Annotated in this window: 11 protein-coding genes and 3 pseudogenes; 5 read left to right on the top strand and 9 right to left on the bottom strand. The window is 61.3% G+C overall.

Annotation, left to right across the window (positions count from 1 at the left end):
• Positions 1 to 95 precede the first annotated feature (95 nt).
• The gene (locus tag CSZ94_RS04990) at positions 96 to 1967 is read right to left on the bottom strand and encodes a TonB-dependent siderophore receptor (RefSeq protein WP_308410536.1); all 1872 of its coding nucleotides are present in this window, start codon (positions 1965 to 1967) and stop codon (positions 96 to 98) included.
• Between the two features lie 276 nt (positions 1968 to 2243).
• On the opposite strand from CSZ94_RS04990, the gene CSZ94_RS04985 reads away from it, so the two are divergent.
• Positions 2244 to 5711 (top strand): DUF748 domain-containing protein, encoded by a 3468-nt coding sequence (locus CSZ94_RS04985; protein ID WP_258000778.1) that lies wholly within the window; start codon positions 2244 to 2246, stop codon positions 5709 to 5711.
• 103 nt (positions 5712 to 5814) lie between these two features.
• Here the strand turns inward: CSZ94_RS04985 and CSZ94_RS04980 are convergent, their stop codons facing one another.
• Positions 5815 to 8256 carry a membrane-bound PQQ-dependent dehydrogenase, glucose/quinate/shikimate family gene (locus tag CSZ94_RS04980; RefSeq protein WP_102120493.1) on the bottom strand — a complete coding sequence of 814 codons (2442 nt, stop codon included), beginning with the start codon at positions 8254 to 8256 and terminating at the stop codon, positions 5815 to 5817.
• 295 nt (positions 8257 to 8551) lie between these two features.
• Between CSZ94_RS04980 and CSZ94_RS27930 the strand changes: the two genes are divergently transcribed.
• Both CSZ94_RS27930 and CSZ94_RS04970 read left to right on the top strand, forming a co-directional pair.
• Positions 8552 to 9151 carry a hypothetical protein gene (locus CSZ94_RS27930; protein ID WP_180977373.1) on the top strand — a complete coding sequence of 200 codons (600 nt, stop codon included), beginning with the start codon at positions 8552 to 8554 and terminating at the stop codon, positions 9149 to 9151.
• Positions 9148 to 9612: an HDOD domain-containing protein gene (locus CSZ94_RS04970; RefSeq protein WP_180977372.1), complete on the top strand. Its 465-nt coding sequence runs from the start codon at positions 9148 to 9150 to the stop codon at positions 9610 to 9612. Before CSZ94_RS27930 ends, CSZ94_RS04970 begins: the two co-directional genes overlap by 4 nt.
• Here CSZ94_RS04970 and CSZ94_RS04965 read toward each other — a convergent pair.
• Both CSZ94_RS04965 and CSZ94_RS27530 read right to left on the bottom strand, forming a co-directional pair.
• Positions 9590 to 10947 (bottom strand): annotated as a pseudogene (locus tag CSZ94_RS04965) (IS4 family transposase). The gene CSZ94_RS04970 and the pseudogene CSZ94_RS04965 sit on opposite strands and share 23 nt — an antisense overlap.
• Before the next feature lie 35 nt (positions 10948 to 10982).
• Entirely contained in the window at positions 10983 to 11174 is a 192-nt protein-coding gene (locus CSZ94_RS27530; RefSeq protein ID WP_146009744.1) for a hypothetical protein, read from the bottom strand.
• Between the two features lie 35 nt (positions 11175 to 11209).
• Here CSZ94_RS27530 and CSZ94_RS04960 point away from each other — a divergent pair, with 35 nt between their 5' ends.
• Entirely contained in the window at positions 11210 to 11836 is a 627-nt protein-coding gene (locus CSZ94_RS04960) for a response regulator (protein ID WP_102120490.1), read from the top strand.
• A 158-nt stretch (positions 11837 to 11994) separates the two neighbouring features.
• On the opposite strand, the pseudogene CSZ94_RS04955 reads toward CSZ94_RS04960, so the two are convergent.
• Positions 11995 to 12201, bottom strand: a pseudogene (locus CSZ94_RS04955) (transposase); the annotation flags it as partial.
• Positions 12183 to 12329 carry a hypothetical protein gene (locus CSZ94_RS27925; protein WP_180977371.1) on the bottom strand — a complete coding sequence of 49 codons (147 nt, stop codon included), beginning with the start codon at positions 12327 to 12329 and terminating at the stop codon, positions 12183 to 12185. The pseudogene CSZ94_RS04955 and the gene CSZ94_RS27925, both read right to left, overlap by 19 nt.
• Between CSZ94_RS27925 and CSZ94_RS04950 the strand changes: the two genes are divergently transcribed.
• Positions 12320 to 13096, top strand: coding sequence for a CBS domain-containing protein (locus CSZ94_RS04950; RefSeq protein ID WP_258000782.1), 777 nt, complete (start codon positions 12320 to 12322; stop codon positions 13094 to 13096). The two genes, CSZ94_RS27925 and CSZ94_RS04950, sit on opposite strands and share 10 nt — an antisense overlap.
• 283 nt (positions 13097 to 13379) lie before the next feature.
• Here the strand turns inward: CSZ94_RS04950 and CSZ94_RS04945 are convergent, their stop codons facing one another.
• The 3 genes and pseudogenes from CSZ94_RS04945 to CSZ94_RS04935 all read right to left on the bottom strand — a co-directional run.
• Entirely contained in the window at positions 13380 to 15692 is a 2313-nt protein-coding gene (locus tag CSZ94_RS04945; RefSeq protein WP_102120489.1) for a nitric-oxide reductase large subunit, read from the bottom strand.
• Entirely contained in the window at positions 15689 to 16144 is a 456-nt protein-coding gene (locus CSZ94_RS27525; RefSeq protein ID WP_146009743.1) for a DUF3330 domain-containing protein, read from the bottom strand. The genes CSZ94_RS04945 and CSZ94_RS27525 overlap by 4 nt, the downstream gene beginning before the upstream one ends.
• Before the next feature lie 52 nt (positions 16145 to 16196).
• Positions 16197 to 16304 (bottom strand): annotated as a pseudogene (locus CSZ94_RS04935) (ferredoxin); the annotation flags it as partial.
• Positions 16305 to 16354: the final 50 nt, after the last annotated feature.

Here is a 16354-nt window from a genome sequence, read left to right as displayed (position 1 = left end):
GTTTATCGGCGGTGGTTGGATAACTCCGTCCATAGAGTACGGAAAGCGCTAAAAAATGTCAAAAAACGGCCTGAAAAGTGGCTGAAAACTGCTTTTTAGCCAAAATGCGGCTTCCAGCCCGAAAAATTCGCATGTCTGGCGACAAAATCCGAAGGACTGGGGTCCTTTTTCAACACCCTGTTAATGTGGGCAAACTTGGGGTCGAGCAACTGTGCCGACGTCTGCCACGACAACTGGCGCGTCAGCTTGCCTTGCGTCGAGACCTCCAGACCACGGTAGCGCTGTTCGCCGTCCGACGTGAACACATTGCTGGCAGTCGTGTAATAGCCGGGGCGCGTGATGTCGAACAGCGCGGCCGACAGCAAGCTGCCGCCCGGCGTCAGCCAGCGCGCGCCCAGTTCTTTCTGCTTGCTCACGCCGGGCGCCATCTTGACGCCCTGGTTGACGGTGCCCGTCGGGCCGGTTTCGCCCTCTTCCAGCCCCCGCGCCGTGGACGCGTAGAACGACAGCTCTGGCGTGGCCTTGTAGATCAACGAGGCCATCGGCGTGGTCTTGCTGACGTCATAGTGGCTGGCTCCCTGGTCGCTTTGATAACTGCTGCGGCGCACGCCGATGACGCTTTGCCATTGTGGGCTGAAGACCATGCGGTCGAGCGCATACAAGCCCGTGTCGCGCGTGTCGAGCGCGGCCGTCGTCGGCGAAACCGGCTTGGGACCGAACACGACATTCGTCACGCGCACGGGGTTGTACAGGTTTTGCGACGCAATCGTGTAATTGCTCTGGTAAATCGGATCTTGCGATTTGTCCGTGCGCGAGGCGCCCAGGGTCAGTTCATGGGCAATCCAACCCGTGTTGAAATTACCGGCCAATTCCGCGCGCAGCAAGTCCGAGGCCGTCACGCTGTGCTGGATATTGCCCGTGATACGGCCCGCGCCCGTGGCCAGCGCGGCCGCGTTGTTCAGGCGGAAGATGGCCAGGCGACGGTGGCGCGCCGTTTCCGAATGGCCCGCCTCCACCGTCAGGGCCCAGCCCTCCGTGATGGCGTAGTCGGCGCGCAATTGCGCGTTTTTCGTCTGCGCCTCGAACGCCGACCAGTCGGGGCCGATCAACTGGCGCGGATCGACGGCGCGCGGCAGGCTGATCACGCCCTTTACGGCGGCCGGCAAGGCCACGCCCGCCTGCTCCGTCACTTTGCGGCGCTCGTATTCCAGGTCCGCTTTCAGCAGCAGTTTATTCGTCACGCGCCAATCGAGCGCCGTGGAGATAAAGCGGCGGTTGCCATTGCCGACATGGTCCAGGTAGGAACCCAAGGTCCCGCCAGCCGCGTTGATGCGCACGCCGAATTCCTGCTCCACGCCAAAGCGGCGGCCCACGTCGATATTCGCCACCGCGCTGCCACGGTCATCGACGCTCAAGCCCATGCTGGTGACGGGCTTGCTGCCGGCCCGCTTGGTGACGAAGTTGACCACGCCGGCGGGCGAGGTAAAACCGTAGTACAGGGCCGAGGCGCCCTTCAGCACTTCCACCCGCTCCTTGTTTTCCATGGGCACTTGCGAGAAGTTCATGATCGGCATGGAGCCGTTGAGCCGGTAATTCGTGCGGTTTTCCACGGCAATGCCGCGTATCACCAATTGATCCCACGTTTCGCCGCCATTTTGCTGGCGCGTCATGCCCGCCGTATTGCGCACGGCATCGTACAGGCCCGAGACAGCTTGCTGCTCCAGCAATTCGCGCGTGATCACGTTGACGGTCGAGGGTACGTCCATGATGTTGGCGCCACGAAAACTGCCCGCCTCCGTGGTGACAGGCACCAGGCCTTGCGCTCGCGCGCCTGTCACCTGCACGGCTTGCATGACTTTCGCATCGCCAGCCGTCAAGTCGTCCTGGCCATTGGCCCCATTGGCCGCGCGCACCGCGTGGGTAGCGAAGGCCAGCGACAGAGCGGCGGCCACTGGAAGTAATTGCAAGGAGGGAAAAACAGCGCGCATAAAAACAAGTCTTTCAACAGAAACAGTGATGGAAGGAAACTTCAAGTTACGCGGCATGATATCCGTAACGAGAATCATTCACAATATGTAAGTGGCAATTCGTGAGAATAGGCGCGTTTTCACAAGATAAACAGTGCGCCTGGCAGCCTGTTATCACATCAACACGTTTGGATTTTGCAGACGAGGCCGCAAAGAGGCATACTGACAGTCACGGCACGCAGGATGTGCCGCTCAACAAGATCAAAAGGTTAGTTCGTGAACACAATCGACAACAAAAGCGTGCAGACGAAAACATTTCGCTGGAAACGCTGGAAACGCTGGCAGCGCTGGGCCGTTGGCACAGGCTGCGCCCTGGCCGCCTACAGCGCGGCCGGCTTCTGGCTGGTGCCCTACGTCATCAAAAACCAGTTACCCAAATTTGCCGAGAAAGAGCTCGCGCGCCAGGCCAGTATCGCAGACGTGCGCTTCAACCCGTTCACCTTGCGGCTGGAAGCGGACCAGATTGCGTTCAAGGAAGCGCCCGGCGCAGATGGCAAGAGCAATGCGCCGCTGCTGTCCATCGGCGCGCTGGCCGTGCAACTGGAATGGAAATCCATCGTGCGCCGCGCCTGGAGCCTGGCGGAAATCCGCATCACGGCACCGCAGGCGCAGCTGACGATCACGCCGGACGGCAAGTTCAACCTGGCCGAAGTGCTGGCCACCTGGCAACGCAATCACCGGGAAAAGAGCGAAGGCGGCATGCCGCGCCTCGTCATCGCCCACTTTGCGCTGGAACAAGGCAAAGTGGACTGGCAAGACCAGAAGGCGGGCTATGCGGACAACTTCACCCCGATCAACTTTACGCTCGACAATATCTCCACCCTGCCCGACGCCAACGGCAGCTATATCCTGAGCGCCGACGCGGCGCGTGGCGGCAAGCTGCACTGGCGCGGCACGGCCTCGCTCAGCCCGATTCGCGGCGAAGGCGAACTGATATTGAACGACGCTTCCCTGCCCGGCCTGGCCGCGTATTTGAAAGCCTATACGCGCGCACAAGTGACCAGCGGCAAGTTGTCGGCGCGCCTGCCCTATGCCTTTTCCTATGCCGACGGTACGCTGCAAGCCACGGTCAAAGGCGCCGGCCTGGCCTTGCGCGACCTGGCGCTGGCGCAAGGCGAGGTAAAGGGAAAAGGAGAGCCATTCACCTCGCTGGCCACCTTGGGCATCGCCGGCGTGAACGCCGATCTGGCACGCCAAAGCGTCACGGTGGATAAAGTCAATCTGTACGGCGGCAAGGTGGCCGTGCGGCGCAATGCCAAGGGCGAGATCGACGTGGCGAACCTGATGCTGCCTGGCAATCTCGCACCCGTTACCGCCACGCCTGCAGCCGTGCCTGCGAAGCCGGGCAAGTGGAAAGTGGACTTGAAGCAAGTAGCCTTGGCCAACGTAGACGTGTCCGCCATCGATGAAACCGTCTCGCCGGCGCTGCAGCTGAGCGCGAAACAGTTGCAACTGCAGCTGCAACTGGGCTTGCAGCAAGCCCAGGCCGGCACGGCCATCGTCATCGACGGCGCCAGCTTTGCCCTGGCCGATCTGGCCATGCAGCGCGGCGCGCAAACGCCGTTCAAGCTGGAGCAATTGGGCTTTACGGAAGGCAAGATCGACTTGGCGGCGCGTACCGTGCACCTGGGCGCCCTGACGGCCAGCGGCGCGCAGATCGACCTGGCGCGCAACCGCCAGGGAGAGTTTGCGATTGCGCAAAAGCTGCCCGTGTTTCCCTCCGGCAAAGCCGATGCAAACAAGGATGCACCATCCGCGCCGTGGTCGACCAAGGTAGACAAGGTAGAACTGAGCAAGTTCGGCGCGCGTTTCGATGATGCAGGCACGGGCATCAAGGGCACGCTGCAAGATGCGCGGCTCTCGTTGCACAACGTCAGCAACGATATGCAACAGGCATTGCCGTTCGAGCTGGGCGTGGGTTTGCGCGAAGGCGGCTTGCTCACGGCCAAGGGCAAGTTCGTGCCGGGCACGGGCGCCGTCGATTCGCAGCTGAATTTGAAACAGCTGACCCTGGCGCCCGTGCAAGCGCTGCTGGCCCAGCATGTGAAACTGAAGCTGGCGGGCGGCTCTCTCTCCGGCAGCGGCCGCCTGACGACGGGCGGCGGCGCGCCGAAAGCGCCCACGGTCCGCTATGTGGGCGGCGTGGATATCGCTGGCCTGGTGCTCAATGAAACGGATGGCAAGCGTTTTGCGTCATGGAAAAGCGTGCGTGCCGACAAGCTGACGGCCAGCATGGGCCCGGACTTCCTCGACATCCCTGAACTGCGCGTAGTGGAACCGAACGCCCAGCTGATCATCGAAAACGACCGCAGCCTGAACGCCCAGCGCCTGCTGGTGAAGGCGCCGGAGCCAGCAACGGCGCCCGCGGCCGTCGCCACGCCGGCAGCCGACGCCGCCTTCCCCGTGCGCGTGCGCCGCGTGCGCCTGCAAAACGCCAAGCTGGACTTTGCCGACCTGAGCCTGCGGCCCCAGTTCGCGGCCAAGATTTATGAGCTCAATGGCGTCGTCACGGGGCTGTCGACGAAACGCGATGCGCGCAGCCAGATCGAACTCGATGGCCGCATCGACGAATTCGGCCTGGCGCGCGTGCGTGGCCAGCTGAACCCGTTCGCACCCACCGACAACACGGACTTGAACGTGGTCTTCAAGAACGTCGACATGGTGTCCGCCTCGCCGTACACGATGAAGTTCGCCGGCTACAAGGTGGCCGAAGGCAAGATTTCGCTGGACTTGCAATACAAGGTGCGCAACCGCCAGCTCGACGGCACCAACCAGGTCGTGCTCGACAAGCTGACCCTGGGCGAGCACATCGACAGTCCCGACGCCTTGAAACTGCCTTTGGCACTGGCGCTGGCCATCCTCAAGGATAGCGACGGGCGCATCGACCTGGGCTTGCCCGTGTCGGGCGACATGAACGACCCGCAATTCAGCTATGGCGCCTTGATCTGGAAAGCCGTGGGTAATGTGCTGACGAAAATCGTCACGGCGCCGTTCCGCGCGCTGGGCAACTTGCTGGGCATCAGTGCCGACAAGCTCGAATCCATCGATTTCGATGCGGGCAGCGCCGTGCTGCTGCCGCCCGAGCGGGAAAAGCTCAAACAGGTGGCGCAAATCCTCGCCAAGCGCGACCAGCTGAAGCTGGCCGTCCCGGGCCAGTACAGCGACAAGGACGGGGCCGCCCTGCGCGCCCAGGCCGTGCGCCGCGCCGTCGCCGCCAAGGCCGGCATCAAGCTGGAAGCGGGCGAAGAACCGGGACCGTTGAACCTGGGCGAAAGCAAGGTACGGGGCGCCCTGCACGAGCTGTACAGCGAGCGCTTCGGCAAGGCCGAGCTGGACAAGCAGAAGAAAGCAGCGGAATCGACCGCGCCTGGAGCAACGGCGGCGTCCGCTCCGGCGGCAGCAAAAATCCCCGTCTTGCAACGCCTGGGCAAGCTGATCGAGGGCGAGCCGCAAGTGGCCGACACGGGCGCGTTTTATGCCGGCTTGCGCGAGCAGCTGGAAGCCAGGCAACCCTTGCCTGCCGACGCCTTGAGCAAGCTGGGCGCCCAGCGCAGCGCAGCGATTCTGGCGGCCCTGCAGCAGGATGGCACGCCGGCAGCCAGGGTCAGCGCGGGCGCGCCGGAAAAAACGGCGGCTGCGCCGGGCAAGCTGGTGGGCTTGAAGCTGGGATTGGCGGCGCAATAAAAAATCTGGGGTCAGACCCGTCGGGGGAATGCGTACCAATGGGTCGCATTCCGATCGCGCAGCGACTGACCCCAGCCCTTTCCCGGTGCTTGCCCTCCGCTTTCTAGTTTTTCTTCTCCACAGCCTCATCCGGCAAGGCAAACGCCACCAGGCTATCGCCCATCTTCGTGCCCAGCGAACCATGCCCGCCGGCCATCACCACCACATATTGCTTGCCCGTCTTGTCGGAAACATAGCTCATCGGCGTGGCCTGGCCGCCGGCCGGCAGGCGTGCTTTCCACACGGTTTTGCCGTTGCGCACGTCGTAGCCGCGGATGTAATAGTCGAGCGTGCTGCTGAGGAAGGCCACGCCGCCGCCCGTGGTGCTCATGCCGCCCAGGCTGGGCACGCCCAGCGGCAAGGCGATGGGCACGGGAGCGCTGTCGCGCGTGGTGCCGTTCTTGTGCATCCACACTTTTTTCATGGTGCGCAAGTCGACTGCGGCGATATAGCCCCAAGGCGGCGCCTGGCATGGGAAGCCCAGCGGCGACAGGAAGGGCTTGATTTCCACGGCAAACGGCACGCCCGTCTGCGGTTGCAAGCCCATTTCCGTGCCCGTGCCGCCCTTGGCGTTGGCTTGCGCGCGCGGCACCAGGCGTTCCAGAAAGCCCATGTAATCTGGATTGACCAGCAGCAACTGACGCACGGGATCGACGGCCGCCCCGCCCCACTCGAAGATACCCAGAGGGCCCGGCGAGATGATGGCGCCCTTGATCTTGCCTTCGGCCACCGTTTGCGGCGTGAACGGTCCTTCATAACGGTGCTGGCGGAAAATGATGCGACAGGCCAGCTGGTCGAACGGCGTCGTGCCCCACATATCCGTTTCGCTGATGTTTTTCTCGGGCAAGAACGTCAGCGCCGAGAACGGCTGTGTGGGCGACAGGGTGTCGCCAGGGGCCGCGTTGGCGGTCGGCACGGCTTTTTCCGGCGCCGGCACCACCAGGCTGCCATCGCGCCGGTCGATCACATAGATATCGCCGCGCTTGGTGGTTGCCACCACGGACGGGACCTTGCCTTTTGGCGTGTCGATGTCGACCAGCGTGGGCTGGCCGCCGATATCCATGTCCCAGATATCGTGGTGCACGGTCTGGTACACCCAGCGCACCTTGCCCGTTGCCAGGTCCAGCGCGACGATGGCGCTATTGTATTTCTCGCCATGGGGATTGCGCTTGCCGCCCCAGGTGTCGGGGGTTTCATTGCCCATCGGGATGTACACCATGCCCAGTTTTTCATCCACGCTGGACACGCCCCAGGAATTGGGCGAATTGTTGGTATAGGTCTTGCCATCGGCAATCGGCGCCGTGTCGTCGGGGTTCGCGGCATCCCAGTTCCACATCAGCTTGCCGGTGACGGGATCGTAGCCGCGGATCACGCCTGACGGCTCTTCCGTGGAAAAATTATCCGTCACGCTGGCGGCCATCACCACCACATTCTGCGCCACGGCCGGCGGCGATGTGGGCATCAGAAAGCCCCGCTTCTTCATGCCCATGCCGTGGTACAGGCCGATCACGCCGTTTTCGCCAAAGCTCTTGCACGCTACGCCCGTATCGGCATTGACGGCGATCAAGGTGGCGTCCATGGTGGGGGCAAAGATGCGGCGCGGACACTCCATGCCGGCCGCCTGCGGCGCCGGATCATCCTTGGCGCGGCCCGCGTTGACATCCCAGTACGCGACGCCGCGGCAAATCATGTGCTGATAGCTGGACGCGTCGCGGTTGATCTTCGGATCGTGGCGCCACAGCTCCTTGCCCGTGTCCGGATCCAGCGCGATGACGATATTGTGCGGCGTGCACAGATACAGCATGCCGTTTACTTTCAGAGGCGTGACTTCGTTGGCGATCTCGCCCGGGTCGTTCGGTCCTTTGAAGTCGCCCGTGTTGTATACCCACGCCTGTTTCAGCTGGGCAGCATTGGCTGGCGTGATCTGGGCTGCGGGCGCATAGCGGTCGCCATAGCCGGAGCGGCCATACGCGGCCCAGTCGTTGGGCGCCACGCCGGGCGCGACATCGCCTTGCGGCACGGCAGCCATGTTCTCGGCCGGCACTTCGCCGTGCAAAGTATAGTAATCCTGGAACAGGGAAAACACGCCCACGGCAGCCGTCAGCACCACGGCGGCGCCCAGGGCGCTCTTGCCCGCGTCGCGCGGTTTCGCCCCGGCGGCCAACGGCGGATCGAGGCGGCGGTCGACGAACGGCAGCAGCAGCCAGACGGCGGCGGCGAACCAGATATCTAGGCGCGGCAGCAATTGCCACCAGTCGAACTTCACTTCGATGACGGACCAGATCAAGGTGGCGAACAGCAGCAGCGCGAGAAACAGCTGGGCGCTGCGCCGCCCTTTCCACACCAGCGCACCGGCGACCAGCATGCCGATGCCGGCCACGACGTAATACCAGGAGCCGCCAAGGCTGACGAGCCAGGCGCCGCCACCGGCAAGCGCCAGGCCCAGCAAGATGAAGATGACTGCGGTGATGATAAGCAAGGGTCCAGGCCGGGCAGAGGCAGTCATGATGCTCCTTTACAAGAGTCAATCGGCGGCACGCGATTGCGCACCGTATTTGATGGCGATCAAGGAATCCCATTTTTTCACTAATTGGCAAAGCGTGCCACACGCCAGAACGCCCGCTGCATGCCGCATGGCTTTTTATACACGCCCACCCATCCAGCCAGTCAAAATCATGCATCCCTGATGATGAATATTAAATAAAATAAATAACAAATTTCTCGAATAAAACAAATTTATATCGTGGAATGAAAAAACCATCCACGCCAAACACTGTATCTCCGCCATCACGCACGATCACTTGCATAGTCCGCACTGGAGAACTGTCATCAACGCCTTCCTCGCCATCCACCCCTTCCTTCGCTGCGCAGACCTCTCGCTGATGCGCCCCGCACTGGTCCTGGCAGGCCTGCTGTTGCTGCTGGCCGCCCTGCTCTGGCACCGCCTCCGCTGGCGCCAGGCCAAGCAGCCGGCCAAGGTGGCCAACACGGCACCGCCACAGCCCGAGCCCGAGGTGCCGGATACGCCGCCGTTCGCGCTGGCCCGCCTGGATGCCATGTTCGGCTACGACCGGCGCCTGCAAGGGGAGATTCTGGCCCTGTTCGTGGCCGAGACGCGCGACCGCCTGGCCGGCATCGCCCATGCGCTGCGCTGCGAACGCCCCGCCCCGGCACGCGTGCTGGCACAGGAAATCTCGACGGCAGCCACGCCATGGGACTGCTGCCACAGCAGGCCCTGGCGCCAGGCCGTGCATGCGGGCTTTTCCAACGATATCGGCGCGCTGCGCCGCCTGCATGCGGACCTCCTGATGGCGCTCGACGTGCTGTCGCAAGCGGTCACCGCCCTGCAAACGGGCGCCGCGCAGGCGCATCACTGCAGCGACATTGGGCGCCAGCCATGAATGCGCATACATGTGCGCACTTCGACGCGCAGCGATTCTGGTCGCACTCGCAGGCCATGGCCTGCGCCGCCCGCGTGGCGGGCGATGCGCTGCAACTGGCGCCGGCCAAAGAACTGTACACCTGCGGCCAACTGGCCCTGTCCATGCTGCATCCACAAGCGTATGGTCAACCGCTGGGCCAGCATGGCAGTGCTGCCACGGCGCTGCTGCTGTGCGAAGAGTGGCGGCGCTTGGGCCACCACCATCAACTGGCGCTGTCAGCCAGCCTCATGCGGGGCTGGGGCATGCCCGACATCCTGTGCGACGCCGTGCGCTGCCATGCCGCGCCGGTACTGGGCCTGGATGCGGAACACAGGGAAACCCGGCTGCGCCACAGCAACGCGCAGTGGAGCGAATGGCGCGAGATTCTGGAGCCGCACGCCCATATTGCCCACGCCGTTATACACAATTCTTGGCGTTGACCCGGTCTCGTAATTTCCCCATTGTTTTCGCTGCGACGTAGACCTCTTTCATGCCAAGCCAGATGGTCTTGACGCCGGGTTCGCCGTCGCTTTTCCGGCCAAGGAATCCCCCCAGTCGTGCGACCAGTCGTAGCACATCGTTGAGCCTGGGTTTGTCCGGAGCATCCTGATCATTCAACAGGTAAGCACTATGAATCTCGTCGGGGTCGAAGAACAGCGCGGCATCAAGGTCGGGACAGGTGCGACCACTGCGCATCATGTAGGCGATCCGCCAGGCGACGACCAGGAACAGGGCCAGCGCGCGTTCGAGTTTCTCGATCGTACCCAGTTGCAACGCCTCGACGCGACAGGCGTTTTTCAGCACATCGAACAGCATTTCGATTTCCCAACGGGCGCGGTACCAGTCGATCAAGGCGACCGCTTCGAGGTCGTTGGCCACCGTGCGGTTCGTCAGCAAGCGCCATTCGACCGGCGTGGCGTCAGGCGGCGCGCCAATTTCACGCGCGACGATGCACGTGGCCGATATTGTTGTCCCTTTGCCCGCAGGCAGTTCGACGCGCCGTGCCCACAGTTGCTGATGCACTGGACGGGCCTTCACGTCCTTGCGTGCTGGCATCTGGAAGGTGATTTCACCCAACGGCAGCCCCTCGGTGGTATGCGCCCAGAGCTTGTCGCCGTCGGGCAAGCAGCGGTTGTGCTTGGCGCGTACCAGCCAGTCGGCCGGCGTGCCCAGTTGCTGGGCCCGCGCCATCAACGGCATCAGATCGGCTTCGCGGTCGGCCACGTACACCAGGCGCGTTCGGGAAGCGTGGGCGCCATCTCGGCAATGCGCTCGTAGCCCTCGATCCAGCGCAGGCTTTCCTTCGGGCCACCGCGCTCGCCGTCCTCATTCTTCAATGTGCGCGCCCACATCCACGCGTTCAGTACGCCCAGTGGCGCGCGCTCGGGCGTCACGGCGTAAGTTGGATGTACGTACATGCCGCGCTGAGCTTCGTAGCTCAGCGGTCCCAGTCCCTTGGTCTCCTGGCCGTTGAAGTCCAGTTCTGTCGTGTCTTCCAGGCACAGGATCACGGGGTGAGCCGCCATGCGCTGCTGCGTCTGTTGCCAGTGCGGCTCCATCAGCGTGCGCCAGTCGACGCTGTCGTTATCGAAGAAGCGATAAGCCGCCACCGTCTCACTCCAGCCCAGGCTGGCCTTCGGAATGCTCGCCATCGGATCGGCCGCAAATCGTTCCATCAGTATTCTCGCTCGCTTGTTCAGGCGCGCATCACCCAAGTCCAGCTGTTCAAACTCCGTTGCTGCCCAGTGCGTCGATGCAGTCGCCAATTGATTCATCCAAAAGGCGAGAGTAAACGCGAAAACGGCCAAGTTTACAAGAGCTGCTGCAACTCATTGAATGTAAATGGATTTTCGGCCAGATGCTCGGCGGGCGGGACTTGTGTATAACGGCGTGATATTGCCCTGACCGCACGCACAGCAGAGTCCGGCCCGCCGCACGGCAGGTTTTTAGTGAATTCATCTAATTTGTTGAAATTGATTTTTTGAGCGTGATTGCGTATCATTCCATTCAACTTCATCCTCGACCATAAAGCCCATCATGCACACTGCAGACGTATGCACTACCCAAAAGGCCGCCGAAATCCTCGGCATCTCGGTCACATCGGTGCAGCAATTGGTCGAGGCCGGCGTTATCGAAGCCTGGAAGACCAAGGGCGGCCACCGGCGCATTCCCCTCGCGGCCGTCGAAGCCTACAAGGGCAATCCCGGCCAGCCGGGCCAGGGCCAGCGCGCGGCACGGGCCAACCGCCCCGCACCAGCGGGCCGCCCGCCATCCATCCTGGTGATCGAAGACAATCCGATCGAACGCGCGCTGTATGAAAAGCAGATCGGTTCATGGGGCTTGCAGGCAAGCTTGCGCTTTTGCGAGAACGGCTACCAGGCGCTGATGGAAATCGCCCGCGACCAGCCCGACATCCTGCTGGCCGACATCATCATGGAAGGCATCGACGGCTACGAAGTGATCCGCACCATCCTGGCCGACCCGCTGCTGGCGGACATGCATATCGCCATGCTGTCGAGCCTGACGCCGGAGGAACTGGAAAAACGCGGTGGCGTGCCGCCCGGCGTGGTGTTCTTTGCCAAGCCCGTCAATTACGACGAGTTGCGTGGCTATCTGCGCGCCTGCTGCGCCGGCCATGCGCGGCGCAACAGCCTGGCCGCCTAGCAGTCTGTCGGACTTAAAGCTCGATGATAACTGCCCGGTCGTGTCCAGCTGGATTTCGCCAACTTATTTCCGTGATCGGGCCACGCACGACGCTGTAAAGCGTCCAGTGGCTTTCTGGCACACCGTTTCGCGCTCGATTCCAGGTTTTTTTTAGCCGATCAGGCCATATTCAGTACATTCATGCGCTTCAGATTCCATGCAAGGGCTACCAGTGCCCACTCGTTGGCGACCTTCCGCTTTCCGCGCACCAGAAACTGGCGCAATTTCATCACATGTTTGATGATGCCAAAGACCGGCTCGACTGTTTGCTCTCGCAACGCATAGTCAGCGCGGCCGGTCTCGGTTTTCAGCCGGTGCGCCATGGTTCAGAAAGATCCAAGCGCTCGATCACCTCCACGATGAAGCGCGCCAAGTGGTTCTCCGGCAGCCAGTCTTCCACCGATGGCGGAAACAAGTAGCTGGTCTGTCGGTCTACGGGGATAAATCTGCTCATCCGGGCCTCGTGGGATTCAAATCGTCGTCGGCATCCATTTTACTGGCTCGCTCGCTTCGTTCCAGGTCAAAGTCCTGATCTTCATGGCCGCCACGTTGGGCGCGATGATGCGCGCACCCATCATGGCGGTGGTATTCGCGTTCGAACTGACGCACGACACCAATGCGCTGCTCCCGGTGTTGACAGCATCGGTCGTGGCCTACGATTTTACCGTATTGACCATGCATCGCTCCATCCTGACCGAAAAGATTGTGCGTCGTGGCTATCATATCTACCGCGAGTACGGCATCGATCCGCTTGAGCGCCACAGCGTAGCGGAAGTGATGACGGCCAACCCGACCTGCATCGCGGCCAGTGACCACATCATCGACGTCTTGGAGTCGCATTTCGGCAGCGCGCAGCTACACCGGGCTTTTCCCGTAACACGTGAAGGCGTACTTGTCGGCATGCTTGACCGTACGGAGCTGATCGCAGCAGTCGCCGACAAAATATACGTCAGCGAACTATTTGGAGTGAACGTCCCCATCGTTGCACTGGCCGACGAAACATGCCGTTCGGTTGCCACCCGGCTCGCGGTGCATGAACTCGAGCGCGCACCGGTGGTGGTGGACCCCGGCTCACGTAAGGTAGTTGGACTGGTCAGCCGCAGCGATTTAATTAAGGCAACCCTAGCCATACACGATGAAGAGCATGAGCGCCAGACCATACGGCGTTACTCTTTTTTCTCCATTTCGCGATTCTCAACAACAAAATCCAACAAGAAATAAGGCTGCGGTAATGACGGAATAAGCTGCAACGGTACGGCTTTTCCGGCATTCGGCCAATTGCAATATTGTCAATGCCATACTGAAAATCAAAGAGGTAAAGCCATTACAATGGCGTAAATGACATGCAGGTCGCCGGTCGACCCGGATAAATGTAGCTTAATTTACAGCGAATGCTGATTTGAAGGGGCCTTCAGCGGCAATTATTCCTGGCCGAGAATCCGCTGGAATGCTGGACTGGCCGCTTCAAATTCAGGTCACTACAAAAATTGCTTACCAGTCGCCTTCAGCCGGAGTGCGCAGTCTTACCCCGTGCCGCTGCGCGCACTCCGAGATAACCCTTGAACGTCGCGATCACCAACGGCACCGCGCCGAACAGGATGAACACCAGGTCTCCGGGCAGCCGCAGCCATTCGAGCAGGCGTGATCTCTCGCTACCGATATAATCAAGGCTGCGCGCGTGCCAGTACCCGTGCTGGACCACGTCCCAAATTTGCAGCACTCCGCTCGGGAACAAGCTCATCGTCACCATCATCGCCAGTCCGACGTTTGTGCCCCAGAAGGCGACTTTGATGTATTTCTCAATACCAGACCAGCGCGTATCGTCGCTGGTCTGGCGCAGCACGAACACCATTAGCGCGATCGCCAGCATGCCAAATACCCCCATCATCGCGGCGTGGCCATGGTTCGGCGTCAGCTGGGTGCCGACTTCGTAATAGCTGACGATCGGCAGATTGATAAGGAAGCCGAACATGCCGGCACCGACGAAATTCCAGAAACCCACTGCCATCAGAAAATAGAACGTCCACTTGTGCGGGATCGCGATCGCCTTGCCGCAGACGTCGCAATCGCCGCGCGTCGTGCGGATGAAGTCCCATGCATCCAGGGTCAGCAACGTCAGCGGCACCACTTCGATCGCCGAGAACAGCGCGGAGAGCGCCATGTTGACGTCGGTTTGCCCGGTGAAATACCAGTGGTGGCCTGTGCCCATCAAGCCGCCGAGAAAGTAGAGTATGGCGTCCAGATAGATCACCCGCAGCGCGACATTGCGTCGCGTCAGACCAAGTTGATAGAACGTCAGCGCCACCACGGTCGTGGCGAAAAACTCGAAAAATCCTTCCACCCACAAATGGATGATCCAGAAGCGCCATGTATCGACCACCGTAAAATTGGTCTTCGCGCCAAAGAACAGCGCAGGAACATAGAATACCGGGATTGCCAGCGCAGCAATCAGGAACATCCGGACGATTGGCCTGACTGACGGCTGTTCCAGCGTGCGCGGCCGCACCAGCAGCCACAGCATCGCAAACCACACGAACAAACCGGCAACCAGCAGGTACTGCCACAAGCGGCCCAGCTCCAGATACTCCCAACCCTGGTTGCCCAGCCAAAACCACCAGCGGCCGAGCAGTTGCGAGATACCCAGCCACTCGCCAAGCAGGCTGCCGCCGATCACCAGCGCGAACGCCACGAACAGCACATGGGTCCAGCCGGCCAGCCAGCGCGGCTCATCGGTTCGCAGCGAACGGCCAAGAAACAGGGCGGCCGCGACATAGGCGGTGGCTATCCAGAAGATCGCCATCTGCAAATGCCAGGTGCGCACCAGGTTGCTCGGAAAGATGCGCTCCAGCTGGAAACCATAGAAGCTGCCCGGGTCGGCGCGATAGTGCGCCACGGCGCCACCGACGAGCGATTGCGCCAGCAATAACAGCGCAACAACAACGAAAAATTTCACCAGCGCGTTCTGGCCCGGGCTCGATTGACCAGGGACCAGTTGCGGATGGACGTGATGGCCGCGCGTGATCCAGCCGAGGTAATCGAATTTCCCGAATGCCAGCAGCACCGTAGCAATGCCAGCTAGCAAAACCATCAGGCTTAACGCACTCCACATCAGCGCGCTGGACGTGGGCAGGTTGCCGACGCTCGGATCGTACGGAAAATTGTTGGTATACGAATAGGTCTGGCCGGGACGCTCGGCCACCGATGCCCAGGCCGCCCACATGACGAAGGCGGCGAATTGACGCAGCTCGGTCGGATCGGAAATGAGCTTGGCCTTCAAGCCGCCGTTGCGCGACGGTTCGCGAAAATAGGCGGTCCAGTAATCGACTTGCTGCCGATAGGCTGCGGCCTGCGAGCCGGTAAAGCGCAGCGTCGCGGTGGCCGGGTCGTAACGATTGGTTTTCAGGTCCAAGATGGCTTCGCCTTGCACCGCCGCTTGCTGCGAGCGCTGCAACGCCGCGAAGGGTTGCCCATAGTGTTGCTGCGCAATGGCCTCGACCGTGTGCTGCCCCATGCGGTGCAAAGTCTCGGCCGAATAATCAGGACCAAGATAGGCGCCATGGCCCCAGATGCTGCCATTGGCCATCAAGCCGTACCTGAGAAATATCGCCTGACCGTTGCTGATGTCGTCACCGCTGAATACGGCGCTGCCCTGCTCATCGACGACCTGCACCGGGATCGGCGGGGCATTCTTGTACGACAGCATGGTAACCGTGATCAGCCCGGCAAAGCCAAGCCCCATCACGATCAATATGGCGCGTATCCACCACGGCGAAAGCGGGCCATCATCTTCGGTTACCGGTTGTGCTGCGTCACTCATGATCTATTTCCTTGAATGGCATTTATTGCGTTGTGCGCCAATGAGCTTGGGATTTCGCGGCGTTTGGGCTTCGGTGTCGTCACCGCAGTTGCATGTTGACTTGCGTTGCTTGCAACAGCACAAAAATAGATCGGTATTGGATCGCTGGCAGGAAATGATTGCGTCAACGCTACATCCAGGGCTGCGGCCGAATGTTTTGATTTCAGTTCATTGGCTGCAACATTCCCGCTGGCCTCAGTCAGCGTTAGATTTACAGTCGCTTCATCAGCCTTCGAAAGCGGGAGGTCGGTTATCTCCGCCTGTGCTGGCCACTTCGCATAGCATTGCAACCCACAGAAATAGACGACATCGTCAACGGCCTCGGCGACCTGTGTTTCGGACAGCGGCAGCTCTTTCCCGCATTGTGCGCATGGAGTAATTGCCAACGGAAATCTATTTTCGGGCTGTGACATAATGTTTCTCCGGTAGCGATAAACCATCGCGTCCTGACGTTTCGGCCGCCGCTTCGATTGCCAGGAAATTGGTCCCCTCGCGGAATGCATCAGTTGGGCAAACGTCTACGCAATGCGTGCATTTGCACTTAATGCTGCTTTCGGTCACCACGAATGTCATGCAATTTCTGTCAATGTCACCCATCGGTGGCCACGCATTGCAGTTGCGTT

It is taken from the genome of Janthinobacterium sp. ROICE36 (assembly GCF_002869965.1).
Lineage (GTDB): Bacteria > Pseudomonadota > Gammaproteobacteria > Burkholderiales > Burkholderiaceae_D > Janthinobacterium.
This window is presented reverse-complemented; position numbering and strand designations above follow the sequence as displayed.

Excerpts from the sequence above, each read along its gene's own strand:
- CSZ94_RS04970 (WP_180977372.1), top strand. The coding sequence starts at position 9,148 with ATGAATGCGCATACATGTGCGCACTTCGACGCGCAGCGATTCTGGTCG.
- CSZ94_RS27530 (WP_146009744.1), bottom strand. The coding sequence starts at position 11,174 with ATGATACGCAATCACGCTCAAAAAATCAATTTCAACAAATTAGATGAA.
- CSZ94_RS27925 (WP_180977371.1), bottom strand. The coding sequence starts at position 12,329 with ATGAGCAGATTTATCCCCGTAGACCGACAGACCAGCTACTTGTTTCCG.
- CSZ94_RS04980 (WP_102120493.1), bottom strand. The coding sequence starts at position 8,256 with ATGACTGCCTCTGCCCGGCCTGGACCCTTGCTTATCATCACCGCAGTC.
- CSZ94_RS27525 (WP_146009743.1), bottom strand. The coding sequence starts at position 16,144 with ATGTCACAGCCCGAAAATAGATTTCCGTTGGCAATTACTCCATGCGCA.
- CSZ94_RS04960 (WP_102120490.1), top strand. The coding sequence starts at position 11,210 with ATGCACACTGCAGACGTATGCACTACCCAAAAGGCCGCCGAAATCCTC.
- CSZ94_RS04945 (WP_102120489.1), bottom strand. The coding sequence starts at position 15,692 with ATGAGTGACGCAGCACAACCGGTAACCGAAGATGATGGCCCGCTTTCG.